Below are 23382 nucleotides of genomic sequence, written 5' to 3' on the forward strand. Positions count from 1 at the left end.
CGAGTCGATGCATGGATTGCTTCGCGTCGCTCGCAATGACGAAAAACTACTTCCCCACCTTCTCCCACAGCCACCGCGCCACCGCATCCGGCGAACTTGCCGCGTCGTTCCCCGCCGCGCGCAGATTGGCCTCGCGCATCGCTGCGATGTCGATCCTGCCGAGCAACGGCCGCAGCGCCGCCTTCAACCTCTCATCCTCCGCGCGCTTCGGCGCCAGCAGCACGATCGCATCATAAGGCGGGATCGCGTGCTTCGGATCCTCCAGCACCACCAGATCGTACTTCGCGATCAGCCCGTCGCTGGTATAGCCGGCGATCACGTCGACTTCGCCGCTCGCCACCGCCGCATACATGAAGTCCGGCTGCATCTGCCGCTGCGTCCGGAACGCGAGCCCATAGGCCTTCTGGATACCCGCCCATTCCGGCCGCGAGAAAAACTCGTAGTCGCCCGCAATCGACAGCGCCGGCGCCCGCGCGGCGAGATCGGCGATGCTCCTGATGCCGAGCTCCGCGGCGCGCTTCCTCGGCATCACCAGCGCATAGGCATTCTCAAAACCAAGCTCGCCGAACAGCGTGATGTTCTGCTTCGTAAGGATGGTCTTCAATTCGCGCAGCAATTCCTCGCGAGGGAGAATATCGCTGTGATGAAACTGGTTGGCCCACAGCGTGCCGGAATAGTCGACATAAACGTCGATATCGTTGGATGCGAGCGCGTCAAAAATCACGTTGGAGCCAAGCCCCTCGCGCGATGTGGCCGACAGTCCCGCCGCGCGCAGCCGCTGCGCGATCAGCGATGACAGTACATATTGTTCGGCAAAGGTCTTTGCGCCGACGGTATAATTCGACGACGAGCGCGCCATTGCCGGCACCAGCGTGGCGGCAACCAGCGCCAAAATCCCGATGCCGCCGAGCGCGGTGCGCAGGCGGCTTCGGTAGCGCACGCCGCTTTCGATCAGCGCCAGCAGTTGATCGACCGCGAGGGCCAGCGCCGCGGCCGCGAAGCAGCCGAACAGCACAAACACCCAGTTCTGGGTCTGTAGGCCCGCAAAGATGTAATTGCCGAGGCTGGTCTGGCCGATCGGCGTCGACAGCGTCGCGGTACCGATCACCCACACCGCGGCGGTGCGGATGCCCGCCATCATGACAGGCAGCGCCAGCGGCAGCTCGACCGAGAACAGCGATTGCCGCGGCGTCATGCCGACGCCCTGCGCCGCCTCCAGGATTTGGGCATCGACGCCCAATAGTCCCGTGATGGTGTTGCGCAGCACCGGCAACATCGAATAGAGCGCCAGCGCCAGCACCGCAGGCAGGAAGCCGAACGCGGAAAAGCCAACGCCGAACCATGACAGCGAGAGCGCGGCCAGCGCCAGCAGCAGCGGATAGAATAGCGCGAGCAGCGCCAGCCCCGGTACCGTCTGCACGATGCTGGCCAGCCCGAGCAGCGCGCCGCGCAGCACCGGGCGATGGCGCGAGAGGATGGCGAGCGGCAAGCTCACCGCAAGCCCGAGTACGAGCGCGGTGACGCTGACGCGTACATGATTGCCGAGATAATCGGGCAGGTGCGAAAGCGCCTCGCTCCAGCGGGGATCGGGGAAAAAATTCATGCCGCGCCGTCCCGCGGCAGCGCGTCGCTCAGCCGCTCGGCCTGCCGCCGCGGCGTGCGCAAGAGTTCGCCGACATATACATCGCCACTCGCGGCAAGCTCGCGAGGGGTGCCCTGCGCCAGCAATTTGCCGCCATGCATCACCGCGATGCGGTCGGCGAGCAGGATGGCCTCGGTCATGTCATGGGTGATCATGACCGTGGTCAGTCCAAGCTTGCGGTGCAGCTCGCGATAATCATCGCCAAGGGCATCGCGGGTGAGGGGGTCGAGCGCGCCGAACGGCTCGTCCATCAGCACGATGCGCGGCTTTGCGGTCAGCGCCCGCGCCACGCCGACGCGCTGGCGCTGTCCGCCGGAAAGCTCGTGCGGCAGGCGGTCGCGATAGGCCGCGCGGTCGAGCCGCACCAGGTCGAGCAGTTCGTCGACGCGCGCGGATATTTCCGCGGCCGGCCAGCCCAGCAGCTTTGGCGTGACGCCGACATTTTCAGCCACGCTCATGTGCGGAAACAGCGCGCCGCTCTGGAAGACATAGCCGATCCGCCGCCGCAGACGTATCGGATCGGCGCGGCCGACATCCTCGCCTTCAACCGTGATGGTGCCACCGTCCGTCTCGATTAGCCGGTTGGCCAACCGCAGCAGCGTGGTTTTGCCCGAGCCGGAGCCGCCGACGATGGCCAAAAATTCACCCTCGGCTACCTCGAGCGAGACATCAGCCACCGCCACCACGCGGCCGCCATCGAAGGTCTTGGTTACCTGCTTGTAGGCGATCAGCGGGGCAGGGGGCATTGAGCTCTTCGAAGCCTCGATGGTTCTCACCCTCCCCCAGGGAGGATCTCCATCACCTAGCACGTTGCAGCGGTTGGTTGAACTTGGGTGAGGCCGGCCTAATGCGCCGCGGATGCCTGCGGTGGCGGCGGGTTCGGCTGGCGGGCGGTCGAGTCCTCCCGCGGCCGGCGGTCATAGGCACGCGCGCCGCTGATGTCCTTGCCGGTGCGGTCGATCATCAGGGCGGTCGCGACGAGGCTGACGACGGCGCAGACGGCAATGTAGGCCGCGATCGCAGTGGACGATTGGAACGTGCCGAACAGCCAGGTTGCAATCAGCGGCGCCGGGCCGCCGGCGATGACGGAAGCAAGCTGGTAGCCGAGCGAGGAACCGCTGTAGCGCAGCTCTCCCGTAAAGCTTTCGGCGATCAGCGCGGCTTGCGGGCCATACATCATGTCGTGCGGAATCAGCGAAAGAACCGTCGCAAGGAAGATGAGTGGTTCGGATCCCGTGTTGAGCATCGCGAAATAGATGAAGCCGAAGATGCCGGTTACAGCCGCCCCGGCCATGTAGATGTTCTTGCGGCCATACAGGTCGGACAGGTGCCCGAACAGCGGGATCGAGACAAAGGACAGGACGGATGCCGTCAGCACCGCGGTCAGCAGGAAGTTGCGCGAGACATGCAGCGTGCCGATTCCGTAGGAGAAGATGAAGGCCGTGAAGATGTAGAAGGGCGCCTGCTCGGCCATGCGCGCAAAGGCGGAGAGCACGATTTCCTTCGGATGCTGCCTGATTGCCGATAGCATCGGCGTGCGGTCGATCTTGCGCTCGGCCAGCAATCTGGCGAACACCGGCGTTTCCAGAATGCCGAGCCGGATATAGAGGCCGAGGCCCACCAGGACGATGCTGAGTGCGAACGGGATCCGCCAGCCCCAGGCCAGAAACTGTTCGCCGGACATCTGGCTCAATGCCAGCACCGCGAGATTGGCCAGGAACAGTCCGCACGTCGCCCCGAACTGGGGCCATGACGCGATCAGCCCGCGCGATCGGTTGTCGCGCGCCCATTCCATCGACATCAGCACCGATCCGCCCCACTCACCGCCGACGCCGACGCCCTGGATGAATCGCAAGGCAGTCAGGATCACGGCGCCCCAGATGCCGATGCTCTCGTAGGTCGGCACCAGGGCCACCGCGGCGGTGGCCAGGCCCATCAGCAGCAGCGTTGCAATCAGCGTCGACTTGCGGCCGATGCGGTCTCCGAAATGCCCGAAAATGGCGGCGCCGACCGGACGGGCGATGAAGCCCACGGCATAGATGGCGAACGCCTCCAGCGTACCGACCCACGGATCGGAGTGCGGGAAAAACAGCTTTGCGAAGACGAGGCCGGTAACGGTGCTGTAGAGGAAAAAATCATACCATTCGATCGTGGTTCCGATCGTTGACGCGACCACGGCGCGGCGAAGCTGGATCCGATGTTCGGATGGGGCGAGCGACGTCGTGTCCGCGCCAGGTTTTGTCATGGGCGTTTCTCCGCAACCGCGCTGATCTTGATATGATTATGCGCCAGTCAATGGAAACGCGCCGTTCCGTTCAGGGTTCGGTCACGGCTGGTAAACTCTGGTTCAACCGGATTCGAGATCGGCCGCAGGACTTCGCAGGCAGCGCTCGGCAACGATGCTGCAATGCCGCGTTGAACTTGCCGCGCGTAACCGCTAAGGCATCCATCAAATCCGGAAGGAGCGAGAGTGGGCGGCAGAATGCCAACGGCGGTTGCGCTGGAGGATGCGACGGTGGCGTTTCGCCTTGCCGATGCACGCATCTATACCGCGGTCGAAAAGGCCAGCCTTTCCGTGGAGCAGGGCGAGTTCGTCGCCATCGTCGGCCCGACCGGCTGCGGAAAATCGACCCTCCTGAACGTCGCCGCCGGGCTGCTGAAGCCAGCTGCGGGCGCGGTGCGCATCTTCGATGCCCCGCTGACCGGGCTGAACCGCGACGCCGGCTATCTCTTCCAGGCCGATGCGCTGTTTCCGTGGAAGACCGCGCTCGACAATGTCGCGATCGGGCTCGAGATCAAGGGCGTGTCGCACACGGAAGCCCGTGCGCGTGCGCAAAAATGGCTGACGTCGGTCGGCCTCGGCGCCTTCGCGGGCCGCTACCCTCACATGCTCTCCGGCGGCCAGAGAAAACGAGTTGGCCTGGCGCAGGTGCTGATTCGCGATCCCAAGATCCTCTTGATGGACGAGCCGTTCGGGCCGCTCGATGCCCAGACCCGCCAGATCATGGGCAATCTCTTGCTGGAGCTCTGGAATGCCGACCGCAAGGCGGTGCTGTTCGTCACCCACGATCTGGAGGAAGCCATCGCGCTCGCCGACCGCGTCGTCATCATGTCGGCCGGCCCGTCCGCGCGCATCATCGGCGACTGGCGCGTGACGCTCAAGCGGCCGCGCGACATTTCCGAGGTGCGGATGGAAAAGGAATTTCACGAGCTGCACCGGGAAATCTGGAGCGTCTTGAAGGACGAGGTGATGAAGGGCTACGCGCAGTCTACCCAAGCGGCGGGAGCCGGCTGATGTCGCTTTGTGGCAGGAGGAATCCACACCGTCGTCCCGGCGAACGCCGGGACCCATACGCCGCGGCCGAATTGATGGAAGACGGTGGCCGACGGCTTTGTTCAAGCAACCAGCATCGGTGGTTATGGGTCCCGGCTTTCGCCGGGACGACGGGTGGCTAGAACATGTCGCGCCTTACGCTTCTCGCATTGCAGATCCTGGTCGCCGTGGTCGCGCTGGCGCTGTGGCAGCTCTTCGCTACGGTGCCGGTGTTCGGAAAGATCCTGCTACCGCCGTTCTTCTTCTCCACCCCCATCGATGTCGCCAGCCAGATCGTCAAATGGTTTTCGAGCGGCGTGATCTGGAAGCACCTGTTCATCACGCTGCTGGAATCGGCCCTCGCCTTCGTGATCGGCTCGATCGCCGGCATACTGGTCGGCTTCTGGTTCGCGCGCCAGCCGCGCGTCGCCGCCGTGTTCGATCCCTATGTCAAGATGATCAACGCCCTGCCGCGCGTCGTGCTGGCGCCGATCTTTGCGCTGTGGCTCGGCCTCGGCATCTGGTCGAAGGTCGCGCTCGGGGTGACGCTGGTGTTCTTCATCGTGTTCTTCAACGTCTATCAGGGCGTCAAGGAAGTCTCGGCCACGGTGCTGGACAACGGCCGCATGCTCGGCATGAACGAGCGGCAGTTGACGCGGCACGTCTACTGGCCGTCGGCACTGTCCTGGATGTTCTCCTCGCTGCACACGGCCGTGGGCTTTGCCGTGGTCGGCGCCGTGGTCGGCGAGTATCTCGGCTCTGCGGCCGGCCTCGGCTATCTGATCCAGCAGGCCGAAGGCATCTTTGACGTCGCCGCCGTGTTCGCCGGCATGTTCGTGCTGTCCGCCTTCGTCATCCTGATCGATTTCGGCGTGACGCTGGTCGAGCGGCGGCTCTTGGTCTGGCGCCCCGCCGCGGCGGAGGGCAGGGGGTAGGTCTTACCACTCGTCATTGCAAGGAGCGAAGCGACGAAGCAATCCATACTTCCTTCGTGGCGGCATGGATTGCTTCGCTTCGCTCGCAATGACGGCGGAGAGGCCGGTGCCTCAATTCAACAGCTTCGTATCGTCAGGCGCCTGCGGCGGCGTCTTGATCGCGATCGCCTTGATGGTGCGGCCGCTGGGCTTGGTGCCGGCATGCGGCGTTCCTTTCGGGATGATGACGAGGTCGCCTGGCTTCACCGTCACTTCCTTGTCGCCGAGCCAGATCGTGCCGGTGCCTTCCAGGATATACTGGATTTCGTGCGAATTGGCGTGCAGGTGCTTTGGCGGGCTGCCGTCCTGCATCGCGATGGTCATGCCGTCGGCCACGGCGAGCACCTTGTTGCGCATGCCATTGGGCGCGACCGGGCTGAGCGCGTCGCCTTCCAGTTCACCGGTGTGAATGACCTGCGCGGTGATGTTCTCGGCGGCGAGCGCCGGGCGCAGGAAATGCGTGACGCCGCAGCCGGCGGCAAAGGCGGCCGTCAGCGAGAACGCAGCAACGATGCGGTTCATGGAATCCTCCCTGGGCTTGTTTTTGTGCCGTGGATGCTAAGCCGCCGCGGCCAGGCTGAAAAGTTGCAATGGCGCAAAAGATCGCCCGCACGCGGTGGAATAAAGCGCTTCCGTCACGGTTGCCCCGGCAGATGTGCCATGGCCCAAAGTCTCCTTCTCAAGTCCCGCCCGCTGCACTATCTTCCCGGCCAAAATGGAGGAATTCATGCAAAAACTCTTCAGCCGTCTGGCCGGAACGCTGCTGGCGCTGGCGCTCACCACTGGCATTGCGGCGGCGCAAAGCAAGGTCACGATCGCGGTCGGCGGCGGCGCCTGCCTCTGCTACCTGCCGACCGTGCTGGCCAAGCAGCTCGGGGAGTATGAGAAGGCGGGGGTGGCGGTCGAGCTGGTCGACCTCAAGGGCGGCTCGGATGCGCTCAAGGCAGTGCTCGGCGGCAGCGCCGACGTGGTCTCCGGCTATTTCGACCATTGCGTCAACCTCGCGGCCAAGAAGCAGGAGCTGCAATCCTTCGTCGTCTATGACCGTTATCCCGGCCTCGTGCTGGTGGTGTCGCCAAAGACCACGGCCAGCATCAAGTCGATCAAGGATCTCGCCGGCAAGAAGGTCGGCGTCAGCGCGCCGGGCTCCTCGACCGATTTCTTCCTCAAATATCTTCTCAAGAAGAACGGTCTCGACCCCACCAGCGCGTCCGTGATCGGCGTCGGCCTTGGCGCCACCGCGGTGGCCGCCATGCAGCAGGGCCAGATCGATGCCGCCGTGATGCTCGATCCCTCCGTCACCGTGCTCCAGGGCGAGTACAAGGATCTGAAGATCCTCGCCGACACCCGCACGCAGAAGGACACGATCGAGATGCTGGGCGGCGAATATCCGGGCGGATCGCTCTATTCGACGGTCGCCTGGATCAAGTCACATGAGAAGGAAGCCCAGGCGCTGACCAATGCGATCGTCGCCACGCTGAACTGGATCCACTCGCACACGCCGGAAGAGATCATGGCAAAGATGCCGGACGAGATTGTCGGCAAGAACAAGGAGCTGTATCTGGCGGCGCTGAAAAACACGATCCCGATGTATTCGACGTCAGGCCTGATGGACCCCAAGGGTGCCGACGCCGTGCTCGCCGTGTTCAGCGAGGGCTCGCCCGAAGTCGCCAAGGCCAATATCGACGTCAGCAAGACCTGGACCAACAAGTTCGTCGAGAACGCCAAGAAGACGACGGGCACGGGCACGAAGTAGTCGCTGTTCGTGACTGCCGCGCGCATTCATCGCGTCACCACGCTTGATTTGCGGGTGACGCAGTGGGCATGGCCGTTCGCGCAGGCGCGGCGGGCCGAGATCGATGCGCACTTTGCCGATCAGCAGCGCATCAGGCCAAAGCTGTGGAACGGCCGCGTGCTGCTCGCCCGCAATGCGAGCTTGTCGAGGGACGCGATCAGCGCCGATTATTTCGAGACCGATTTTGCCAGCTTCCTTGCCTGGCGCGACTGGGGCTTTCCGGACGGTGAGGTGTTCAACGGTTTCGGGATGGGCGCGCTACGCTCTTCCGACGGCGCCTTCGTGCTCGGCGAGATGAGCGCGCACACCGCCAATGCCGGCCGCATCTATTTTCCGGCCGGCACGCCCGACCTCGACGACATCAGGGATGGTGCCGTCGACATTCCCGGCAGCATCGCGCGCGAAGCCGAAGAGGAAACCGGGCTGACGCCCGCGGATTATCGCGCCGGCGATCATTGGGACTGTATCGACACCGGCACATCGTTTGCGATGATCCGCATCCTGCAATCCGATCTGTCCGGCGAGGAACTCCGCGGCGTGATCGAGGCCAATCTCGCGCGCCAGGCCTCGCCCGAACTATGCGCCATCCATCTGGTGCGGAAGCGCAACGATATCACGGCGGCGATGCCGCGCTTCGTGACCGCCTTTCTGGAAACGCAACTGGCGGCGTAACCCTGCGTTGCAGACTTGGCTGATCCCCGATTGTGCCTGCGCTGGGCAGACGCAGCCCAATGCGCTTGACATCGGGCGGCACTCCCCCTGTGATAGGCGCCAACAAGACCAAGAAAAACAAAAAGCACAATTCCAGGGAGGTTTGAATGCCGGGGCACAAAGCTACGCGCCTTGCCGTTGGGCTTGTTACCGCGATCGCGGCGCTGGGGATGGCGTCTTCCGCCGTCGCCCAGGAGAAAAAGATCAAGATCGGCGTGATCTACGACCTGACGGGCCCGCTCGCAGGCGGCGGCTCGGAGCTGCAATATACCGGCGCCAAGATCATGCTCGACCAATACGCCAAGACCGGCGTCGAAGGTTACAAGGTCGAGGCGATCTATGCCGACGCCCAAAGCAAGCCGGACGTCGCCATCAACGAGGCGGTCCGCCTGATCGAGCAGGAAAAGGTCGACATGCTGCTCGGCTTCTTCTCCTCCGCGCAGTGCGTGCCGGTGGCCGCCCGCGTCGAGCAGCTCAAGAAGTTCATGTGGATCACCACCTGCATCTCCTCCGCCGTGCTCGCTGACAAGAACTTCAAATACGTGTTCCGCCCGCAGGCGAGCGGCGACCAGTTCGGCATGATGACGATGGATTTCATCGCGCAAAACTCAAAGGAGAAGCTCGGCAAGGAGCCGAAGGACCTGCGCGTCGCCATCATCCATGAGGACGGCGCCTACGGCGTCGACGTCTCCAAGGGCAACGAGGCCGGCGCCAAGAAGGCCGGTTTCCAGGTCGTGCTGAAGGAAGGCTATGCCGCCACCGCGCCGGATTTGTCCGCGCTGGTGACCAAGCTCAAGCGGGCCCGGCCCGACGTGATCTTCCACACCGGCTACAATCCGGACATCACGCTGTTCGGGCGTCAGGCGCGCGAGCAGGGCTTGAAATTCGCCGCGCTGGTCGGCCACGGCGCCGGTTACGGCGTCTACGAAAAGCTCAAGGAAGGGTTAGGCACCGACGTCAACTACGTCTTCAACACCGACCCCATCTCGATCTGGCTCGCCAACCAGAAATCGATGGACCCGAAGCTGCCGCCGGTCATCAAGATGGTCGGCGAGGAGTTCGACAAGCTCAAGCCCGGGGTGGCGATCCGATCCGCCCATGTCGGCATGGCTGCTTCCAACACCTATCTGTTCCTGACCGAGGTGATGCCGCGCGCCATCAAGAAGTATGGCGGCGTCGATCCGGACGCGTTGCGCAAGGCTGCGCTCGACACCGATATCGCCGAAGGCGGCACCATGCTCGGCTTCGGCGTCAAGTTCCACGGCGAGGGCACGCAGATGGCCGGGCAGAACGAGCGCTCGTTCCCCGTCGTCATCCAGTATGTCGACGACAAGTCCCATGTGGTCTGGCCGAAGAGCCAGGCGCAGCGCGAGGCGGTGTTGCCCCTGCCGAAGGGCACCACTTTCTCCAACCAGTAAGCGAGCGAACGGAGTACCGGCGGTGCTGGTCGTCAACGGTTTGGTCAAACGCTTTGGCGGCTTCACCGCGGTCAATAACGTGTCGTTCAAGGTCGATCAGGGCGAGATCCTCGGCCTGATCGGCCCGAACGGATCCGGCAAGAGCACGATCTTCAACATGCTGTCGGGCACCCTGGTGCCGACGGCAGGCTCGATCGAGTTCGACGGCCGCCAGATCGCAGGCACCGCGCCGCATGCCATCATCAACAGCGGCATCGGCCGCACCTTCCAGATTCCGCGGCCGTTCCGCCGTCTCACCATCTTCGAGAACGTGGAGCTCGCCGGCTTCTACGGCCAGGGCCGTCACAGCCGCGCCAAAGCGGATGCTTCCGCCGAGAAGGCGCTCGCCATGGTGGGCCTGCCGACCAATCGCCACGCCACCGTCGACACGCTCGGCGCGGCGGGGCTGAAGAAGCTCGAGCTCGCGAAAGCGCTCGCCACCGGGCCAAAACTGCTGCTCGCCGACGAGAGCCTCGGCGGGCTCGACGAGCATGAGATGGACCAGGCCGCCGACATGCTGCGAAAGATCCGCGACGAGCTCGGCATCACCATCATCTGGGTCGAACATATCATGGGTGTTTTGATGCGCGTGGTCGATCGCGTCATGGTGCTCGATCACGGCGAGAAGATTTCGGAAGGGCTGCCGAGCGCGGTCGCGAGCGATCCGCGCGTGATCGAGGTCTATCTCGGCACCGATGCGGATTCGACGCAGGCCGCGGCCGCCGAAGCGCGCCGCCGCGCAGGGATCCAGCCCCATGCTTGAACTGCGATCGGTCGATGCGGGATATGGCAGCTTTCAGGCGTTGTTTGGCGTCAACCTCGACGTCAAGGCGGGCGAGGCGGTCGGCGTGATCGGCCCGAACGGCGCCGGCAAGACGACTCTGATGCGGGTGATCTCCGGCTTGATCCGCCCGACCAGGGGCACCATCAAAATGGAAGGCACCAATGTGCTGGCGACGCCGCCGCACCGCATCGTCAGCCTCGGCATCGCGCATGTGCCGGAGAACCGCCGGCTGTTTCCACGCCTGACCGTCGACGACAATCTGAAGATGGGCGCCTACATGCCGGGCGCCCGCGGGCAATATGCCGAGCGGCTCGAATTCGTGTTCGATCTGTTCCCGCGCATGAAGGAGCGCCGCCACCAGATGGCTGGCACCATGTCCGGCGGCGAGCAGCAGATGTGCGCGATCGGCCGCGCGCTGATGTCCAATCCGAAGTTACTGCTGCTTGACGAGCCTTCCGCGGGTCTCGCGCCCGTCGTGGTGCAGCAGGTGTTCGAACTGGTCAAGCGCATTCGCGCCTCCGGCCTCACCGTGCTGATCGTCGAGCAGAACGTGCAGCAGGTGCTGAAGGTCGTCGACCGCGCCTACCTGCTGGAAGCCGGCACTATCCGCGCCTCCGGCTCGTCGGAGGAACTCTTGAACAGCGACACCATCAAGCAGGCATATCTCGGGGTGTGATGATGAGATTGGCCGAGCGGCTACCGCATGCACACTGCGCCTCCTCTCCCGCTTGCGGGGGAGGGCTGGGGTGGGAGACTCTCCGCGAGTCACACCGCCCGCGCGGAGAGAATTTCCCCCACCCGGATCGCATCTGTCGATGCGATCCGACCTCCCCCGCAAGCGGGAGAGGTGAAGCGAAGCCGGGATAAAAAACGATGCAGGGCTTTCTCGACGTCTTCGACATCTTCCTGCTGGAAGCCGTGATCAACGGCATCCTGCTCGGCGGCGTGCTGGCGCTGCTCGCGCTCGGGCTCAATCTGATCTTCGGCGTCATCGACGTCACCTGGATCTGCTACGCCGAGCTCGTGATGATCGGCATGTACGGCATGTACTACATGGTCCAGGTGTTCGGCTTGCCGTACTGGGTCGCCGCTCCCTTTGCGATCCTGCTGGTCGCGGCGCTCGGGGCGTTGCTGCATTTCCTCGTCATCGAGCCGCTGCTGACCGCGCCGCCGGTCAACCAGTTGCTCGCCACTGGCGGCGTGCTGTTCATCCTGCAAAGCTTTGCCACCGTCGCCTTCGGCATCGATTTCAGGAATCTCGGCATCCGCCTGCCGGTGCTGGCATTCGGCGAGATGCATTTCAGCTACTCACGGCTGTTGTCCTTTATCGCCGCGCTGATCGGCATGGTGGCCGTCTATCTCTTCATGACGCGAACCTTCACCGGCACCGCGATCCGCGCCATCGCGCAGGACCGCCAGATCATGTCGCTGATGGGCGTCGACACCAGGCGCATCTATCTCATCACCTCCGCGCTCGGCGGCGCGCTCGCCGGCCTCGCCGCGTGCCTGCTCGTGCTGCAATATGACGTGCATCCCTTTGTCGGGCTGTCGTTCGGTCCGATCACCTTCCTGATCTGCGTGCTCGGCGGGCTCGGCAATTTCGTAGGCGGCTTCATCGCGGCGTTCGTGTTCGCCGAGATCATCTCGCTGGGCGGCCTGTTCTCCGACCTCGAATGGGGCTACGTGCTGGCCTTCGCCTTCTTCATCGTCATGATGTTCATTCGGCCCGCGGGCCTGTTTGCGAGGCGCTCGTGAATTCGCGTTACGCCGCCTGGGCCGTCGGCCTCGCTGTACTGATCGCGCTGCCCTTCGTCTATCGCGATCCCTATCATCTGCACATTCTCGTGCTGATCCTGATCTGGTCGTTCGCCTATACCTCGTGGTCGATCATGGGCCGCTTTGGCCTCGTCTCGCTCGGCCATGGCGGCTTCATGGGGGTAGGGGCCTACGTCACCGCGCTATTGTGGAACCACCTCCACATCACGCCCTGGATCGGCATTCCCGTCGGCATGCTGCTGGCCGGCGTGCTGGCGCTGATCGTCGCCTATCCCTGTTTTCGCTTCCGCATTACCGGCCACTATTTCGTGCTGGTGACGCTGGCGCTGTCAGGCATCGTGCTCCAGGTTATCACCGCAACGCGCGAATATACCGGCGGCTCGCTCGGCTTGACGCCGAACCGCGACCGCGGCATCTGGGCGCTACAGTTCGACGACAAGACGACATGGTATCTGATCGCGCTGTTCGTCTGGGTGGTCGGCCTCGTCGTCTGGAACTGGGTCGACCGCTCCATGGCGCGCTATGCCATGGAGGCGATTTCGGAGGACGAGGACGCCGCCGCCGCGGCCGGCGTCAACGTCACGGCCGAAAAGCTCAAGATCACGCTGGTCTCCGCGCTGATGACGGCGCTCGCCGGCGCGATCTACTGCCAGTACCAGATGTTCATCTCGCCTGATACGGTGAGCGGCATCGCGGTGTCGCTACAGATGGTGTTCGCCGCCATCGTCGGCGGCCTCTACGTTTCGCTCGGCCCCACTGTCGGCGCCATCATCACCATCCTGCTCGCCGAAATCCTGCGCATCGGTTTCGGCACCAAGGCGGTCGGCTGGGACAATCTCGTCTACGGCCTGCTCCTGGTGCTGTTCATCATCTTCCTGCCGAAGGGAATTCTGGGCAGCATTCTGGAACGGCTGAAGCTGAAGAAGGCGTAGGCAAAGCCGTCATGCCCGGGCTTGTCCCGGGCATCCACGTCTTTGCTGCTATCAAGGAAGTCGTGGATGGCCGGGACAAGCCCGGCCATGACGGAGACAATCTCTATCTCGTCACAAACGCCAGCATCACACCGTTGGCATTGGACGGGGGCACGATCACCGCATCGCCGCTCGCAATCCCCTTCGCCCCAACCGCAGCCTTCGCCGCCGCCAGATCGCCGGCCACCAGCCGCAGGCCCGCGCCCGCGCGCTCCGGCAATTCGCTCACCGGCACGCCCGGATACCGCTTCGCCATCGCCTCGCGCGTCAGAAACACAAAGTCGGCGCGCCCGTAACCGGTCGGCACCACGAACGCATCGGTATCCCGGCCGACATTGCCGGCGATCATCTTCGCCAGATGTCTGGCATCATCCTCCGGCGCGGGCGTCGTCACCAGCACATCAGAAATCCGCTTCGCCGTATTGGCATGCTTCTGCAATTCGGGAATCCACACCGTCTCGCGCGTCTTGTGCTGGCAGGCGAACAGCCGCACGCCGCCGGGAGCCTCGTCGGTCGGCCACATGAAGGTGGCGAACTTTGCCGCACTTCGGTGGCCGTCCGGCATCGTCACCGGCCGCTCGAAATCGGTTGGGCCGATCGGCGTGTAGCCCATGCTGCGGATTTCCGCCGCGCCCGCCGCCGCGCTCAGCGTCGTGAACGCGATGCGCTCGATGCCGCCGCCGGTCCGCTCGAGATAGGCGCGCGTCGGCGCGTTGTGCTCGGTAGCGGTAAGCACGCCGAGCAGCTCCATATAGTCCTCGCCGAGCATGATCGTGTAGTTGCCGGTGCCCATATGCGCGCTGTGGGTGCCGCGCGGCGAGATCGTGAAGCCGAGCTGCTGCCAGTTGGCGGCCGCCGCGTCGAGGTCCCTGACCGCGATCACGGCGTGGTCGATTCCGGTTATGCTCTTGATCGTCACGCTTGCGCTGCTTCGTTGTTCGTTGGCACAGTGAGATAAACAGAACGGTTCTGCGCCTGCAAGTCCGCACGATGCCGCTGAAAGAGGAAGCGCGCCAGATGCAATCCAACGAGGTCCGCTGGCCGGAGTCGCTCTGGGCCGCCGTGACGCCGCCCGGTCCCGAATTGCCGCGGCTGATTGGCGCGGCGCAAGCTGACGTCGTCATCATCGGCGCCGGCTTTACCGGCCTTTCCGCAGCATTGCATCTGCGCGAGGCGGGCGTTGATGTTGCGATCATCGAGGCCGCTGAACCCGGCTGGGGCGCGTCCGGCCGCAACAACGGCCAGGTCATCCCGACGCTGACGCGGCCGGACCCGGACGACATCGTCGCCAAGCACGGCGCCACTGGGGAGCGCTTTGTCACGCTGCTTCGCGACAGCGCGTCCGTCCTGTTCGACCTGGCGCGCCGCTACCAGATCCAGGCCGAGCAGGAGCAGGCCGGCTGGATCCAGCCGGTGCATTCGCCCGGCCGCATCAGGATTGCCGAGCGCCGCGTGCGGCAATGGTCGAAGCGAGGTGCGCCGGTCGAAATCCTGTTGCGCGAGCAAATACGAACCATGCTCGGCTCGGATGCCTGGCATGGCGGCTTCTGGAACAGGAACGGCGGCCACATCAATCCACTGGCGCTGTCGCGTGGACTTGCCCAATGCGTGCTCGATCGCGGCGGCCGCATCTTTGTAAGGTCGCCTGCGGCGAGTTTCGAACGGCAGAACAATCGCTGGATCGTGAAAACGGCCGACGGCGAAATCAGCGGCCGCGCGCTCATCCTCGCCACCAACGCCTATACCGGCGAATTCGGCAAATCGCTGGCCCCTGACATCGCGCACGAGGTAATGCCGGTGCTGTCATGGCAGATGGCGACCGAGCCGCTCTCCGAAGCGGCGCGCAAGACAATCATCCCCGGCCGGCAGGCGATGTCGGACACCCATGGCGAGCTCTACTTTGCCCGTTACGATGCGCGCAATCGCCTGGTCACCGGCGGCGCCATCTTCAACACACCGGATGCGGCTACCCGCCTGAAGGACACGGTCGGCAAACGCCTCCAGCGCCTGTGGCCGCAGATCGGCAAGGTCAAGTTCGACTATGTCTGGAATGGCTACGTCGGCATGACCACCGACTTCCTGCCGCGCATCCATCGCCTCGGCCCCGATGCCTTTGCATGGGCCGGCTGCAACGGCCGCGCGGTGGCGCTGTCGATCTCGATCGGCCAGCAATTGTCGCTGGCAGCCCAAGGCCATCCTGCCGACGATCTCGCATTGCCGTTTACCGAACTTGCACCCTATATCGCGCATGGCCTGCTGCGCCGGCTCGCGCCGCTGATGCTGATGGTCTATCGTCGCCGCGATGCCAGGGAAATTCCTGACGGCCCGTCCGGGCCGCCTCAACCGGAGCACTTCATTTCATGGGCAAGCACTCTTCGCAATCGCTGGCGGACCAACTGAAGCCTTTTGTCTCGCCATTCACGTTCGACGGCTCCGGCGAGTTTCATCTGAAATCGTGCAGCACCAGCGAGAAGGGCGGCCTCGACAAGGAGAAGGGCGAAAAGATCATCGAGGCCAACCGCAAGCGGCTCAATGACTTCCAGGAAAAGCTCTATGCGCAGGACCGCTGGTCGATGCTGCTGATCTTTCAGGGCATGGACGCTGCCGGCAAGGACTCCGCGATCAAGAGCGTGTTCGAGGGCGTCAATCCACAGGGCTGCGAGGTCTGGTCCTTCAAGCAGCCGTCATCGCTCGAGCTCGACCATGATTACCTCTGGCGCAGCATGATCGCGTTGCCGCAGCGCGGCCGCATCGGCATCTTCAACCGCTCCCATTATGAAGAATGCCTCGTCGTGCGCGTGCATCCGGAAATCCTCGCCAAGCAGAAGATTCCGCCAAAACTCGTCACGAAGAACATCTGGCGCGACCGCTTCGAGGATATTTCCGCCGTCGAACGCTACCTCGTGCGCAACGGCACGGTGATCCTGAAATTCTTCCTGCACATCTCCAAGGAAGAGCAGCGGCAGCGCTTCCTCGACAGGCTGGAGCAGCCATCGAAGAACTGGAAATTCGAGATGGCCGACGTCAGGGAGCGCGCGCTGTGGGGCAAATACCAGGCGGCCTATCAGGAGGTGATCCGCCACACCTCAACGCGCCATGCCCCTTGGCACATCGTGCCGGCCGATCACAAGTGGTTCGCGCGGGTCGTGATCGGCTCGACGATCGTGTCGGCGCTGGAAAAGCTCGACCTGCATTTCCCGAAGGTCGACAAGGCGGAGTTGAGCGAGTTCAGGCAGGTTCGCCAGGCGCTGCTTGATGAAGAAAAGGGCAGTGCCGTGAGGGTCGTGTCGAAGAAGTAAGTTCCCGCTAAGGCGCGACAGCTTGCGGGCGGCGGCGCCGGGCTCATCACTCACGTCTCAATTTGCCGTGCGCATGTTCCGCGGAACCCTTGCCTCAATTTCCCGAAAGAGTGAGGCCGTCCGTCAGGAACGCTCCTCCCATCGCGCCGTTGGCAATGCAGCGAGCTCGTGGATTGGAGAGCAGGCATGCATGGCCCAAACGACCCACCAAACGATCACGGAATATCACGGCGCGACCTCCTGATCGTCGGGGCGGCGTCGTTCGCGATCCCCCACATTGCCGAAGCCGCAGCGCCGTCGCTCGCCAGAGCCGAGGCCGCCGCCATCGGGGTGCCGATCATGTCCAATGTTTCATTCGAGGTGAACGGCAAGACCCGCGATGTCGCTATCGATACCCGCACCACCTTGCTCGACGCCTTGCGCGAGCACCTGCATCTCATCGGCACCAAGAAGGGCTGCGATCACGGCCAGTGCGGCGCCTGCACGGTGATCGTCGGCGGCCGCCGCATCAATTCATGCCTGACGCTGGCGGTGATGCATCAGGGCGAGACCATCACCACCATCGAAGGGCTCGGCACGCCGGAACAGATGCATCCCATGCAGGCCGCCTTCGTCAAGCATGACGGCTATCAGTGCGGCTATTGCACGCCGGGCCAGATATGTTCGGCGGTCGCGGTGCTCGACGAGGTCAAGGCCGGCATTCCGAGCCACGTCAGCACTGACCTGAACGCGCCGCCGGAGTTGACCAATGCCGAACTGCGCGAGCGCATGAGCGGCAACATCTGCCGCTGTGGCGCCTATTCCAATATTGCCGAGGCGATCACCGAGGTCGCCGGGAGGAAAGCATGAGGGCTTTTTCCTACGAGCGCGCCCATTCGCCCGCTGAAGCGGCGGCAGCCGCGGCGCGCACCGATGGCGCAAAGTTCATTGCGGGCGGCACCAACCTGCTCGACCTGATGAAGCTCGAGATCGAGGCGCCCAACCATCTGATCGACGTTAATCACCTCGGGCTCGACAGGATCGAGCCCACGCCCGATGGCGGATTGCGCATCGGCGCGCTGGTCCGCAACACCGATCTCGCCGCGGACGCGCGCGTGCGGCGCGACTATGCCGTGCTGTCGCGCGCGCTGCTCGCCGGCGCCTCCGGCCAGTTGCGGAACCGGGCGACCACCGCGGGCAATCTGCTTCAGCGCACCCGCTGCCCCTATTTCTATGACACCAATCAGCCCTGCAACAAACGCCATCCCGGCAGCGGCTGCGCCGCTATCGGCGGATTCAGCCGCCAGCACGCGGTGGTCGGCGTCAGCGATGCCTGCATCGCGACCCATCCGAGTGACATGGCCGTTGCGATGCGCGCGCTCGACGCGACGGTGGAAACCGTCAAGCCCGACGGCGCTACGCGAAACATCCCGATTGCGGAGTTGCACCGGCTGCCCGGCGATACGCCTCACATCGAGACGACGCTCGAACCCGGCGAATTGATATCGGCCGTGACGCTGCCAAAACCGGTCGGCGGCAAGCAGATCTATCGCAAGGTGCGCGACCGCGCGTCCTATGCGTTTGCGCTGGTTTCGGTCGCCGCCATCGTGCAGCCCGACGGCAGCGGGCGCGTCGCGCTCGGCGGCGTCGCGCACAAGCCCTGGCGGATCGAGGCGGCGGAAGCGGCGCTGCCGCGCGGCGCGCAGGCCGTCACTGAAAAGCTGTTCGAGGGCGCAAAGCCGACGCGCGAGAACGCCTTCAAGCTGACGCTGGCCGAACGCACCCTCGGCGCGGTGCTTACTGAGGCAAGAGGTTGAGACATGCGCTTCGATACCCCGGCCACGACCAATCCGATCGATCAGCTCAAGGTGATCGGCCATCCCCTGAGCCGCATCGACGGCCCGCTCAAGACCACGGGCACCGCGCCTTACGCCTATGAGCGGCACGACGTCGCGGCGAATGCGGCCTACGGCTACATCGTGGGCTCCGCGATCGCCAAAGGCAGGATCGCGTCGATCGATCTGTCGCAGGCCAAGAAGGCCTCCGGCGTGCTGGCGATTGTCACGGCCGACAATGCCGGCAAGCTCGGCAAGGGTCAGCGGAATTACGCGATGCTGCTCGGCGGTCCTGAGATCCAGCACTATCACCAGGCCATCGCCCTGGTCGTCGCGGAGACGTTTGAACAAGCCCGCGCGGCGGCGCAACTCGTCCGCGTCCACTACGTCCCCGAAAAGGGCGCATTCGATCTTGCCGCGCTGACGCACTCGGCCAAGCCCGCGGAAGTGCTGGACGGACCCGCCGACACCAAGGTCGGCAATTTCGATGAGACATTCGCCGCAGCGCCGGTCCAGCTCGACGCCACCTACACCACGCCGGACGAGTCGCATGCGATGATGGAGCCGCATGCCTCGATCGCCGCCTGGGACGGCGACAAGGTCACGCTGTGGACCTCCAACCAGATGATCGCCTGGACCGCCACCGACCTTGCGAAAACTCTCGGCATCGACAAGGCGAAGGTACGGGTGGATTCCCCGTTCATCGGCGGCGGCTTTGGCGGAAAGCTGTTCCTGCGCGCCGATGCGCTGCTGGCAGTGCTGGGTGCGCGCGCCGCGGGACGGCCCGTGAAGGTGGCGCTGACGCGCCCGATGATGTTCAACAACACCACGCACCGGCCCGCCACCATCCAGCGCGTCCGCTTCGGCGCCAGCCGCGACGGCAAGATCACGGCCATCGGCCATGAAAGCTGGTCCGGCAATTTGCCGGACGGCAGGCCTGAAGCTGCGGTTTCGCAGACGCGTCTGCTCTATGCGGGCGCCAACCGGCTGACCACGACGCGCCTTGCGATGCTGGACCTCGCCGAAGGCAACGCGATGCGCGCGCCCGGCGAAGCGCCGGGCATGATGGCGCTGGAGATCGCCGTCGACGAAATGGCCGAACGGCTCGGCATGGATCCGATCGAATTCCGCATTCTCAACGATACCCAGGTCGATCCGGAACGGCCGCAGCGTCCGTTCTCGCAGCGCCAGCTCACCGAATGTATGCGCATCGGCGCCGATCGCTTCGGCTGGAGCAAGCGCGATGCGCGGCCGGGCCGCGTCCGTGACGGGCGCTGGCTGGTCGGCACCGGCGTCGCCGCCGCGTTCCGCAACAATTTGCTGACCAAATCGGCCGCGCGCGTCCGCCTGGACAACAGCGGCATCGTGACGGTCGAAACCGACATGACCGATATCGGTACCGGCAGCTACACCATCATCGCGCAAACCGCGGCGGAGATGATGGGCGTGCCGCTGGAGAAGGTGAGGGTGCACCTCGGCGATTCCAGCTTTCCTGTCTCCGCCGGATCAGGCGGGCAGTGGGGCGCCAACAACTCCACGGCCGGCGTCTACGCCGCCTGCGTGAAACTGCGCGAAGCGGTGGCGCAAAAGCTCGGCTTCAACACCACGGACGCTGTGTTCGCGGACGGCGAGGTTCGTTCCGGCAATCGCAGCGTGCCGCTGGCGCAGGCCGCGCGCGACGGCGCGCTGTCGGGCGAGGACGGCATCGAATATGGCGACCTCGGCAAGAAGTATCAGCAATCTACCTTCGGCGCGCATTTCGTCGAAGTCGGCGTCGACACCGCGACCGCCGAGATCAGGGTCCGCCGCATGCTGGCCGTGTGTGCGGCCGGCCGCATCCTCAATCCGAAAACCGCGCGCAGCCAGGTGATCGGCGCGATGACCATGGGCGTCGGCGCCGCGCTGATGGAAGAGCTCGTGGTCGACAAGCGCAGCGGCTTCTTCGTCAACCATGACCTTGCGGCCTATGAGGTGCCGGTTCATGCCGACATCCCGCATCAGGACGTCATCTTCCTCGACGAGACCGATCCGATGTCCTCGCCGATGAAGGCCAAGGGCGTCGCCGAGCTCGGCATCTGCGGCGTCGGCGCCGCCGTCGCCAATGCCGTCCACAATGCCACCGGCATTCGCGTGCGCGACTACCCCATCACGCTCGACAAGCTGCTCGACCGCCTGCCGAACGTCGGATGAGCCGATAGATTCGTAGGATGGGTAGAGCGCAGCGAAACCCATCATGATACGGGCATGTGCGGCGATGGGTTTCGCTTCCAGTGTTGCCAGTCGTTCCGTCGTCAGTTGTAGTCGCTCTACCCATCCTACGAAGACGCTTGACCTGCATTTCCCGAAATCAGACAAGGGAAGGGAACGCAGCAAGCCGGCGCGACCATGGACCGCCTCAATATCCGCCCCATGCGGCCTGACGAAATTCCGCTCGCGGTGAACTGGGCTGCGGCAGAGGGCTGGAATCCCGGCTCTGCCGATGCCGCCTGCTTTGCCACCGTCGATCCGCAAGGCTTTTTCGTCGGCGACCTCGATGGCGTGCCGGCCGCGACGGTCTCCTGCGTCAACTACGACGACCGTTTTGCCTTCCTCGGCTTCTACATCGTGCGGCAGGATTTGCGCGGCCGTGGCCATGGCTTAAGCATCTGGAATGCGGCGATGGCGCATGCGGCCTCGCGCGTGGTCGGGCTCGATGGCGTTGTGGCCCAGCAGGAGAACTATCGAAAATCCGGCTTTGCGCTGGCCTATGCCAATATCCGCTACGGCGGCATCGCGGCGGTTCCCGCCGCTGCGCGGACCGGCATCGTCGCGCTCGGCGACGTCCCGTTCGCGATGGTGGAGGCCTCCGACGCCACGGTGTTTCCCGCCCCGCGGCCGGCCTTCCTGCGCGCCTGGATTTCCGCGCCGGGGCATGTCGGCTGCGCGCTGATGCGCGACGGCAGGCTCGCCGGCTGGGGCGTGATCCGCCCGTGCCGGCAGGGCCGCAAGATCGGCCCCCTCGTAGCCGACGGCCGCGCCGCTGCCGAAGCAGTGTTGTCAGCGTTGCTGGCGCGGGCCGGGGGCGGCGAGATTTTTCTCGATGTTCCCGCCGTCAACCGCGACGCCGTCGCATTGGCGGAAGATCTCGGGCTCAAGCCGGTGTTCGAGACCGCGCGCATGTACACCGGGGCGTTACCGTCGTTGCAGTTGCAGCGGGTGTTCGGCGTCACCACGTTTGAGCTGGGGTAATTCAGCAGTGGGCCAAGCCATGAGCGATTCCGCCCGGCAAGTGTTTTGGGAAGGCGTCTACTCCAGCAAGGGCGAGAAGGAAGTCAGCTGGTACCAGGACAATCCTGCGACCTCGCTCGACCTGATCGCCCTGACGGGCGCTTCGCGCGGCACCGCGATCGTCGATATCGGCGGCGGCGCGTCGCGGCTCGTCGATCATCTCCTTGTGAAAAAATTCGAGCGGATCACCGTGCTCGATCTTTCCGCCGCTGCGCTGGACGCAGCCAGGGCGCGGCTTGGCGAGGACGCGAAGAAGGTCCGCTGGGAAGCCGCCGATATCACGCAGTGGAATCCGCCGGCGCACTACGACCTCTGGCACGATCGCGCGGCTTTCCATTTTCTCACCGAGCCCGCCGATCAAATCGCCTATGCTGAGCGGGTGAAGCGCGCGGTCAATGCGGGCGGCCACGTCATCATCGGCACATTTGCACCTGATGGTCCGGAGAAATGCAGCGGATTGCCGGTCGTGCGGCACGATGCGGCCTCGCTGTCTGGAGTCCTCGGTCCGGATTTCGAGCTGGTCGATACGCGGCGGCATGATCACGTCACCCCATGGGGCTCCGTGCAGCGCTTCCAATTCAGCACGTTCCGGCGGGGGAAATGACGCTGAAGCGGTGCAGCTCGATAGGCAGATGGCTTACGCCGCGCGCATGATCGCGTGAGAGGCGCCGGTCTTTCGGACCGGAACTTGCGCCTGCTTGAGGCTGGGCGTACGCGAGCCGGGAACAAGTGGTAATGCCGCGCGTTGCGATTCCTCCAATGTAAGGAGAGTGCCAATGCTCATCAGGTCGATCATCGCAGCGAGCGCGATCGTGTTTGCCACTTCCGCATTCGCGCAGGGAGTGTCGAACAAGACGCCCGGACATCAGATGCAAAAAGCCACCAAGTCCACCGCGCCCGGTGCGTCGGAATATGCCCCCGGACACAAGATGCAGAATGCGAAGAAATCAACGGCGCCTGGAGCATCCGAATATGCGCCCGGTCAGACGACGGGAAGCAACACGAAGCGGCGCTGATTCGCAGGGGCCGGGCGGTGATCGCCGGGCCTTCTCCACGGGTAACGCGCCTCACGATTTTTCGGCGCGGTCGGGATTTACGTCGTCCTCTTCCTTGACGAGCGTCAGCAGTCTGAGCGTCAGGAATGTGAACAGTGCAATCGTGACGGCGACGTCGTAGGCGCCGAGCCCGACCGCAACGCCGACCGCGCCGGTCGCCCACAGGCTCGCCGCCGTCGCAGTGCCGTAAACGCTGCTGCCATGCTTGAGGATGGCGCCGCCGCCGACAAAGCCGATACCGGTGATGATGCCTTCGATGACCTTCGACATGCCGTCGGGCGAGTTGCCGAGCATGCTTTCGCAGGCTTGTATGAATCCGCAAGCCGCCAGCGCGACCAGTGGAAACGTCCGCAGGCCCGCGCTTCGCTCCTTCTTTTCGCGGTCCCAGCCGATCGGGATGGCCAACGCGAAGGCGACTGCCAGAGCAATCAGGTGAGGGCCGATCTGAAGCTTGTCCAAGAGAGTTCTCGCGGGTTTGAATGCTCGCGGGAAACCACCGGATTCCTGATTGGTTCCCATCATGG

General features: G+C 64.4%; 23 protein-coding genes. 17 read left to right on the forward strand and 6 right to left on the reverse strand.

Going from position 1 to position 23382, the window contains the following annotated elements; translation table 11 throughout:
* Nucleotides 1-46: 46 nt before the first annotated feature.
* The 3 genes from JQ628_RS27915 to JQ628_RS27925 all read right to left on the reverse strand — a co-directional run bounded on the left by JQ628_RS27915 (nucleotide 47) and on the right by JQ628_RS27925 (nucleotide 3887).
* On the reverse strand, nucleotides 47-1603 hold the full coding sequence (locus JQ628_RS27915; RefSeq protein WP_212227747.1) for a glycine betaine ABC transporter substrate-binding protein: 1557 nt from the start codon (nucleotides 1601-1603) through the stop codon (nucleotides 47-49).
* Nucleotides 1600-2388: an ATP-binding cassette domain-containing protein gene (locus JQ628_RS27920; protein WP_212227749.1), complete on the reverse strand. Its 789-nt coding sequence runs from the start codon at nucleotides 2386-2388 to the stop codon at nucleotides 1600-1602. The genes JQ628_RS27915 and JQ628_RS27920 overlap by 4 nt, the downstream gene beginning before the upstream one ends.
* A 98-nt stretch (nucleotides 2389-2486) precedes the next feature.
* A complete protein-coding gene (locus tag JQ628_RS27925; protein WP_212227751.1) occupies nucleotides 2487-3887 on the reverse strand; it encodes an MFS transporter in 1401 nt (466 codons plus the stop codon).
* A 237-nt stretch (nucleotides 3888-4124) separates the two neighbouring features.
* On the opposite strand from JQ628_RS27925, the gene JQ628_RS27930 reads away from it, so the two are divergent.
* Together JQ628_RS27930 and JQ628_RS27935 are read left to right on the forward strand one after the other, a co-directional pair.
* Nucleotides 4125-4937: an ABC transporter ATP-binding protein gene (locus JQ628_RS27930; protein WP_212227753.1), complete on the forward strand. Its 813-nt coding sequence runs from the start codon at nucleotides 4125-4127 to the stop codon at nucleotides 4935-4937.
* Nucleotides 4938-5101: 164 nt separating this feature from the next.
* The gene (locus tag JQ628_RS27935; RefSeq protein ID WP_212227755.1) at nucleotides 5102-5890 is read left to right on the forward strand and encodes an ABC transporter permease; all 789 of its coding nucleotides are present in this window, start codon (nucleotides 5102-5104) and stop codon (nucleotides 5888-5890) included.
* 111 nt (nucleotides 5891-6001) lie between these two features.
* Here the strand turns inward: JQ628_RS27935 and JQ628_RS27940 are convergent, their stop codons facing one another.
* A complete protein-coding gene (locus JQ628_RS27940; protein ID WP_212227757.1) occupies nucleotides 6002-6451 on the reverse strand; it encodes a cupin domain-containing protein in 450 nt (149 codons plus the stop codon).
* Between the two features lie 205 nt (nucleotides 6452-6656).
* Between JQ628_RS27940 and JQ628_RS27945 the strand changes: the two genes are divergently transcribed.
* The 7 genes from JQ628_RS27945 (at nucleotide 6657) to JQ628_RS27975 (ending at nucleotide 13384) form a co-directional block, all read left to right on the forward strand.
* On the forward strand, nucleotides 6657-7685 hold the full coding sequence (locus JQ628_RS27945) for an ABC transporter substrate-binding protein (protein WP_212227759.1): 1029 nt from the start codon (nucleotides 6657-6659) through the stop codon (nucleotides 7683-7685).
* A gap of 9 nt (nucleotides 7686-7694) precedes the next feature.
* The gene (locus JQ628_RS27950) at nucleotides 7695-8396 is read left to right on the forward strand and encodes an NUDIX hydrolase (RefSeq protein WP_212227761.1); all 702 of its coding nucleotides are present in this window, start codon (nucleotides 7695-7697) and stop codon (nucleotides 8394-8396) included.
* 146 nt (nucleotides 8397-8542) lie between these two features.
* Entirely contained in the window at nucleotides 8543-9853 is a 1311-nt protein-coding gene (locus tag JQ628_RS27955) for an ABC transporter substrate-binding protein (RefSeq protein ID WP_212227763.1), read from the forward strand.
* Between the two features lie 22 nt (nucleotides 9854-9875).
* Nucleotides 9876-10655, forward strand: coding sequence for an ABC transporter ATP-binding protein (locus JQ628_RS27960; protein ID WP_212227765.1), 780 nt, complete (start codon nucleotides 9876-9878; stop codon nucleotides 10653-10655).
* Entirely contained in the window at nucleotides 10648-11352 is a 705-nt protein-coding gene (locus JQ628_RS27965) for an ABC transporter ATP-binding protein (protein ID WP_212227767.1), read from the forward strand. The genes JQ628_RS27960 and JQ628_RS27965 overlap by 8 nt, the downstream gene beginning before the upstream one ends.
* A 197-nt stretch (nucleotides 11353-11549) precedes the next feature.
* Nucleotides 11550-12431, forward strand: coding sequence for a branched-chain amino acid ABC transporter permease (locus JQ628_RS27970; protein ID WP_212227768.1), 882 nt, complete (start codon nucleotides 11550-11552; stop codon nucleotides 12429-12431).
* Complete coding sequence (locus tag JQ628_RS27975; RefSeq protein WP_349628133.1) at nucleotides 12428-13384, forward strand: branched-chain amino acid ABC transporter permease; 957 nt, start codon at nucleotides 12428-12430, stop codon at nucleotides 13382-13384. The genes JQ628_RS27970 and JQ628_RS27975 overlap by 4 nt, the downstream gene beginning before the upstream one ends.
* Before the next feature lie 103 nt (nucleotides 13385-13487).
* Here JQ628_RS27975 and JQ628_RS27980 read toward each other — a convergent pair whose 3' ends face one another.
* Complete coding sequence (locus tag JQ628_RS27980; RefSeq protein ID WP_212227772.1) at nucleotides 13488-14342, reverse strand: VOC family protein; 855 nt, start codon at nucleotides 14340-14342, stop codon at nucleotides 13488-13490.
* A gap of 98 nt (nucleotides 14343-14440) precedes the next feature.
* Between JQ628_RS27980 and JQ628_RS27985 the strand changes: the two genes are divergently transcribed.
* The 8 genes from JQ628_RS27985 (at nucleotide 14441) to JQ628_RS28020 (ending at nucleotide 22819) form a co-directional block, all read left to right on the forward strand.
* Nucleotides 14441-15823: an NAD(P)/FAD-dependent oxidoreductase gene (locus JQ628_RS27985; RefSeq protein WP_212227774.1), complete on the forward strand. Its 1383-nt coding sequence runs from the start codon at nucleotides 14441-14443 to the stop codon at nucleotides 15821-15823.
* Nucleotides 15784-16722 carry a polyphosphate kinase 2 family protein gene (locus JQ628_RS27990; protein WP_212227776.1) on the forward strand — a complete coding sequence of 313 codons (939 nt, stop codon included), beginning with the start codon at nucleotides 15784-15786 and terminating at the stop codon, nucleotides 16720-16722. The genes JQ628_RS27985 and JQ628_RS27990 overlap by 40 nt, the downstream gene beginning before the upstream one ends.
* A gap of 186 nt (nucleotides 16723-16908) precedes the next feature.
* Nucleotides 16909-17571 carry an aldehyde dehydrogenase iron-sulfur subunit PaoA gene (paoA, locus tag JQ628_RS27995; RefSeq protein WP_212227785.1) on the forward strand — a complete coding sequence of 221 codons (663 nt, stop codon included), beginning with the start codon at nucleotides 16909-16911 and terminating at the stop codon, nucleotides 17569-17571.
* Nucleotides 17568-18518, forward strand: coding sequence for an FAD binding domain-containing protein (locus JQ628_RS28000; protein WP_212227787.1), 951 nt, complete (start codon nucleotides 17568-17570; stop codon nucleotides 18516-18518). Before paoA ends, JQ628_RS28000 begins: the two co-directional genes overlap by 4 nt.
* Nucleotides 18519-18521: 3 nt before the next feature.
* Nucleotides 18522-20726, forward strand: a complete 2205-nt coding sequence (gene paoC / locus JQ628_RS28005) for an aldehyde oxidoreductase molybdenum-binding subunit PaoC (RefSeq protein ID WP_212227789.1) — start codon at nucleotides 18522-18524, stop codon at nucleotides 20724-20726.
* Between the two features lie 195 nt (nucleotides 20727-20921).
* The gene (locus tag JQ628_RS28010; protein WP_212227791.1) at nucleotides 20922-21764 is read left to right on the forward strand and encodes a GNAT family N-acetyltransferase; all 843 of its coding nucleotides are present in this window, start codon (nucleotides 20922-20924) and stop codon (nucleotides 21762-21764) included.
* 19 nt (nucleotides 21765-21783) lie between these two features.
* Complete coding sequence (locus JQ628_RS28015) at nucleotides 21784-22407, forward strand: methyltransferase (RefSeq protein ID WP_212227793.1); 624 nt, start codon at nucleotides 21784-21786, stop codon at nucleotides 22405-22407.
* 172 nt (nucleotides 22408-22579) lie between these two features.
* On the forward strand, nucleotides 22580-22819 hold the full coding sequence (locus tag JQ628_RS28020) for a hypothetical protein (protein WP_212227795.1): 240 nt from the start codon (nucleotides 22580-22582) through the stop codon (nucleotides 22817-22819).
* Nucleotides 22820-22870: 51 nt separating this feature from the next.
* On the opposite strand, the gene JQ628_RS28025 is transcribed toward JQ628_RS28020, so the two are convergent.
* On the reverse strand, nucleotides 22871-23317 hold the full coding sequence (locus JQ628_RS28025) for an MgtC/SapB family protein (protein ID WP_212227797.1): 447 nt from the start codon (nucleotides 23315-23317) through the stop codon (nucleotides 22871-22873).
* Between the last annotated feature and the right edge of the window lie 65 nt (nucleotides 23318-23382).

It is taken from the genome of Bradyrhizobium lablabi (assembly GCF_018129385.1).
GTDB classification, from domain to species: domain Bacteria; phylum Pseudomonadota; class Alphaproteobacteria; order Rhizobiales; family Xanthobacteraceae; genus Bradyrhizobium; species Bradyrhizobium lablabi_C.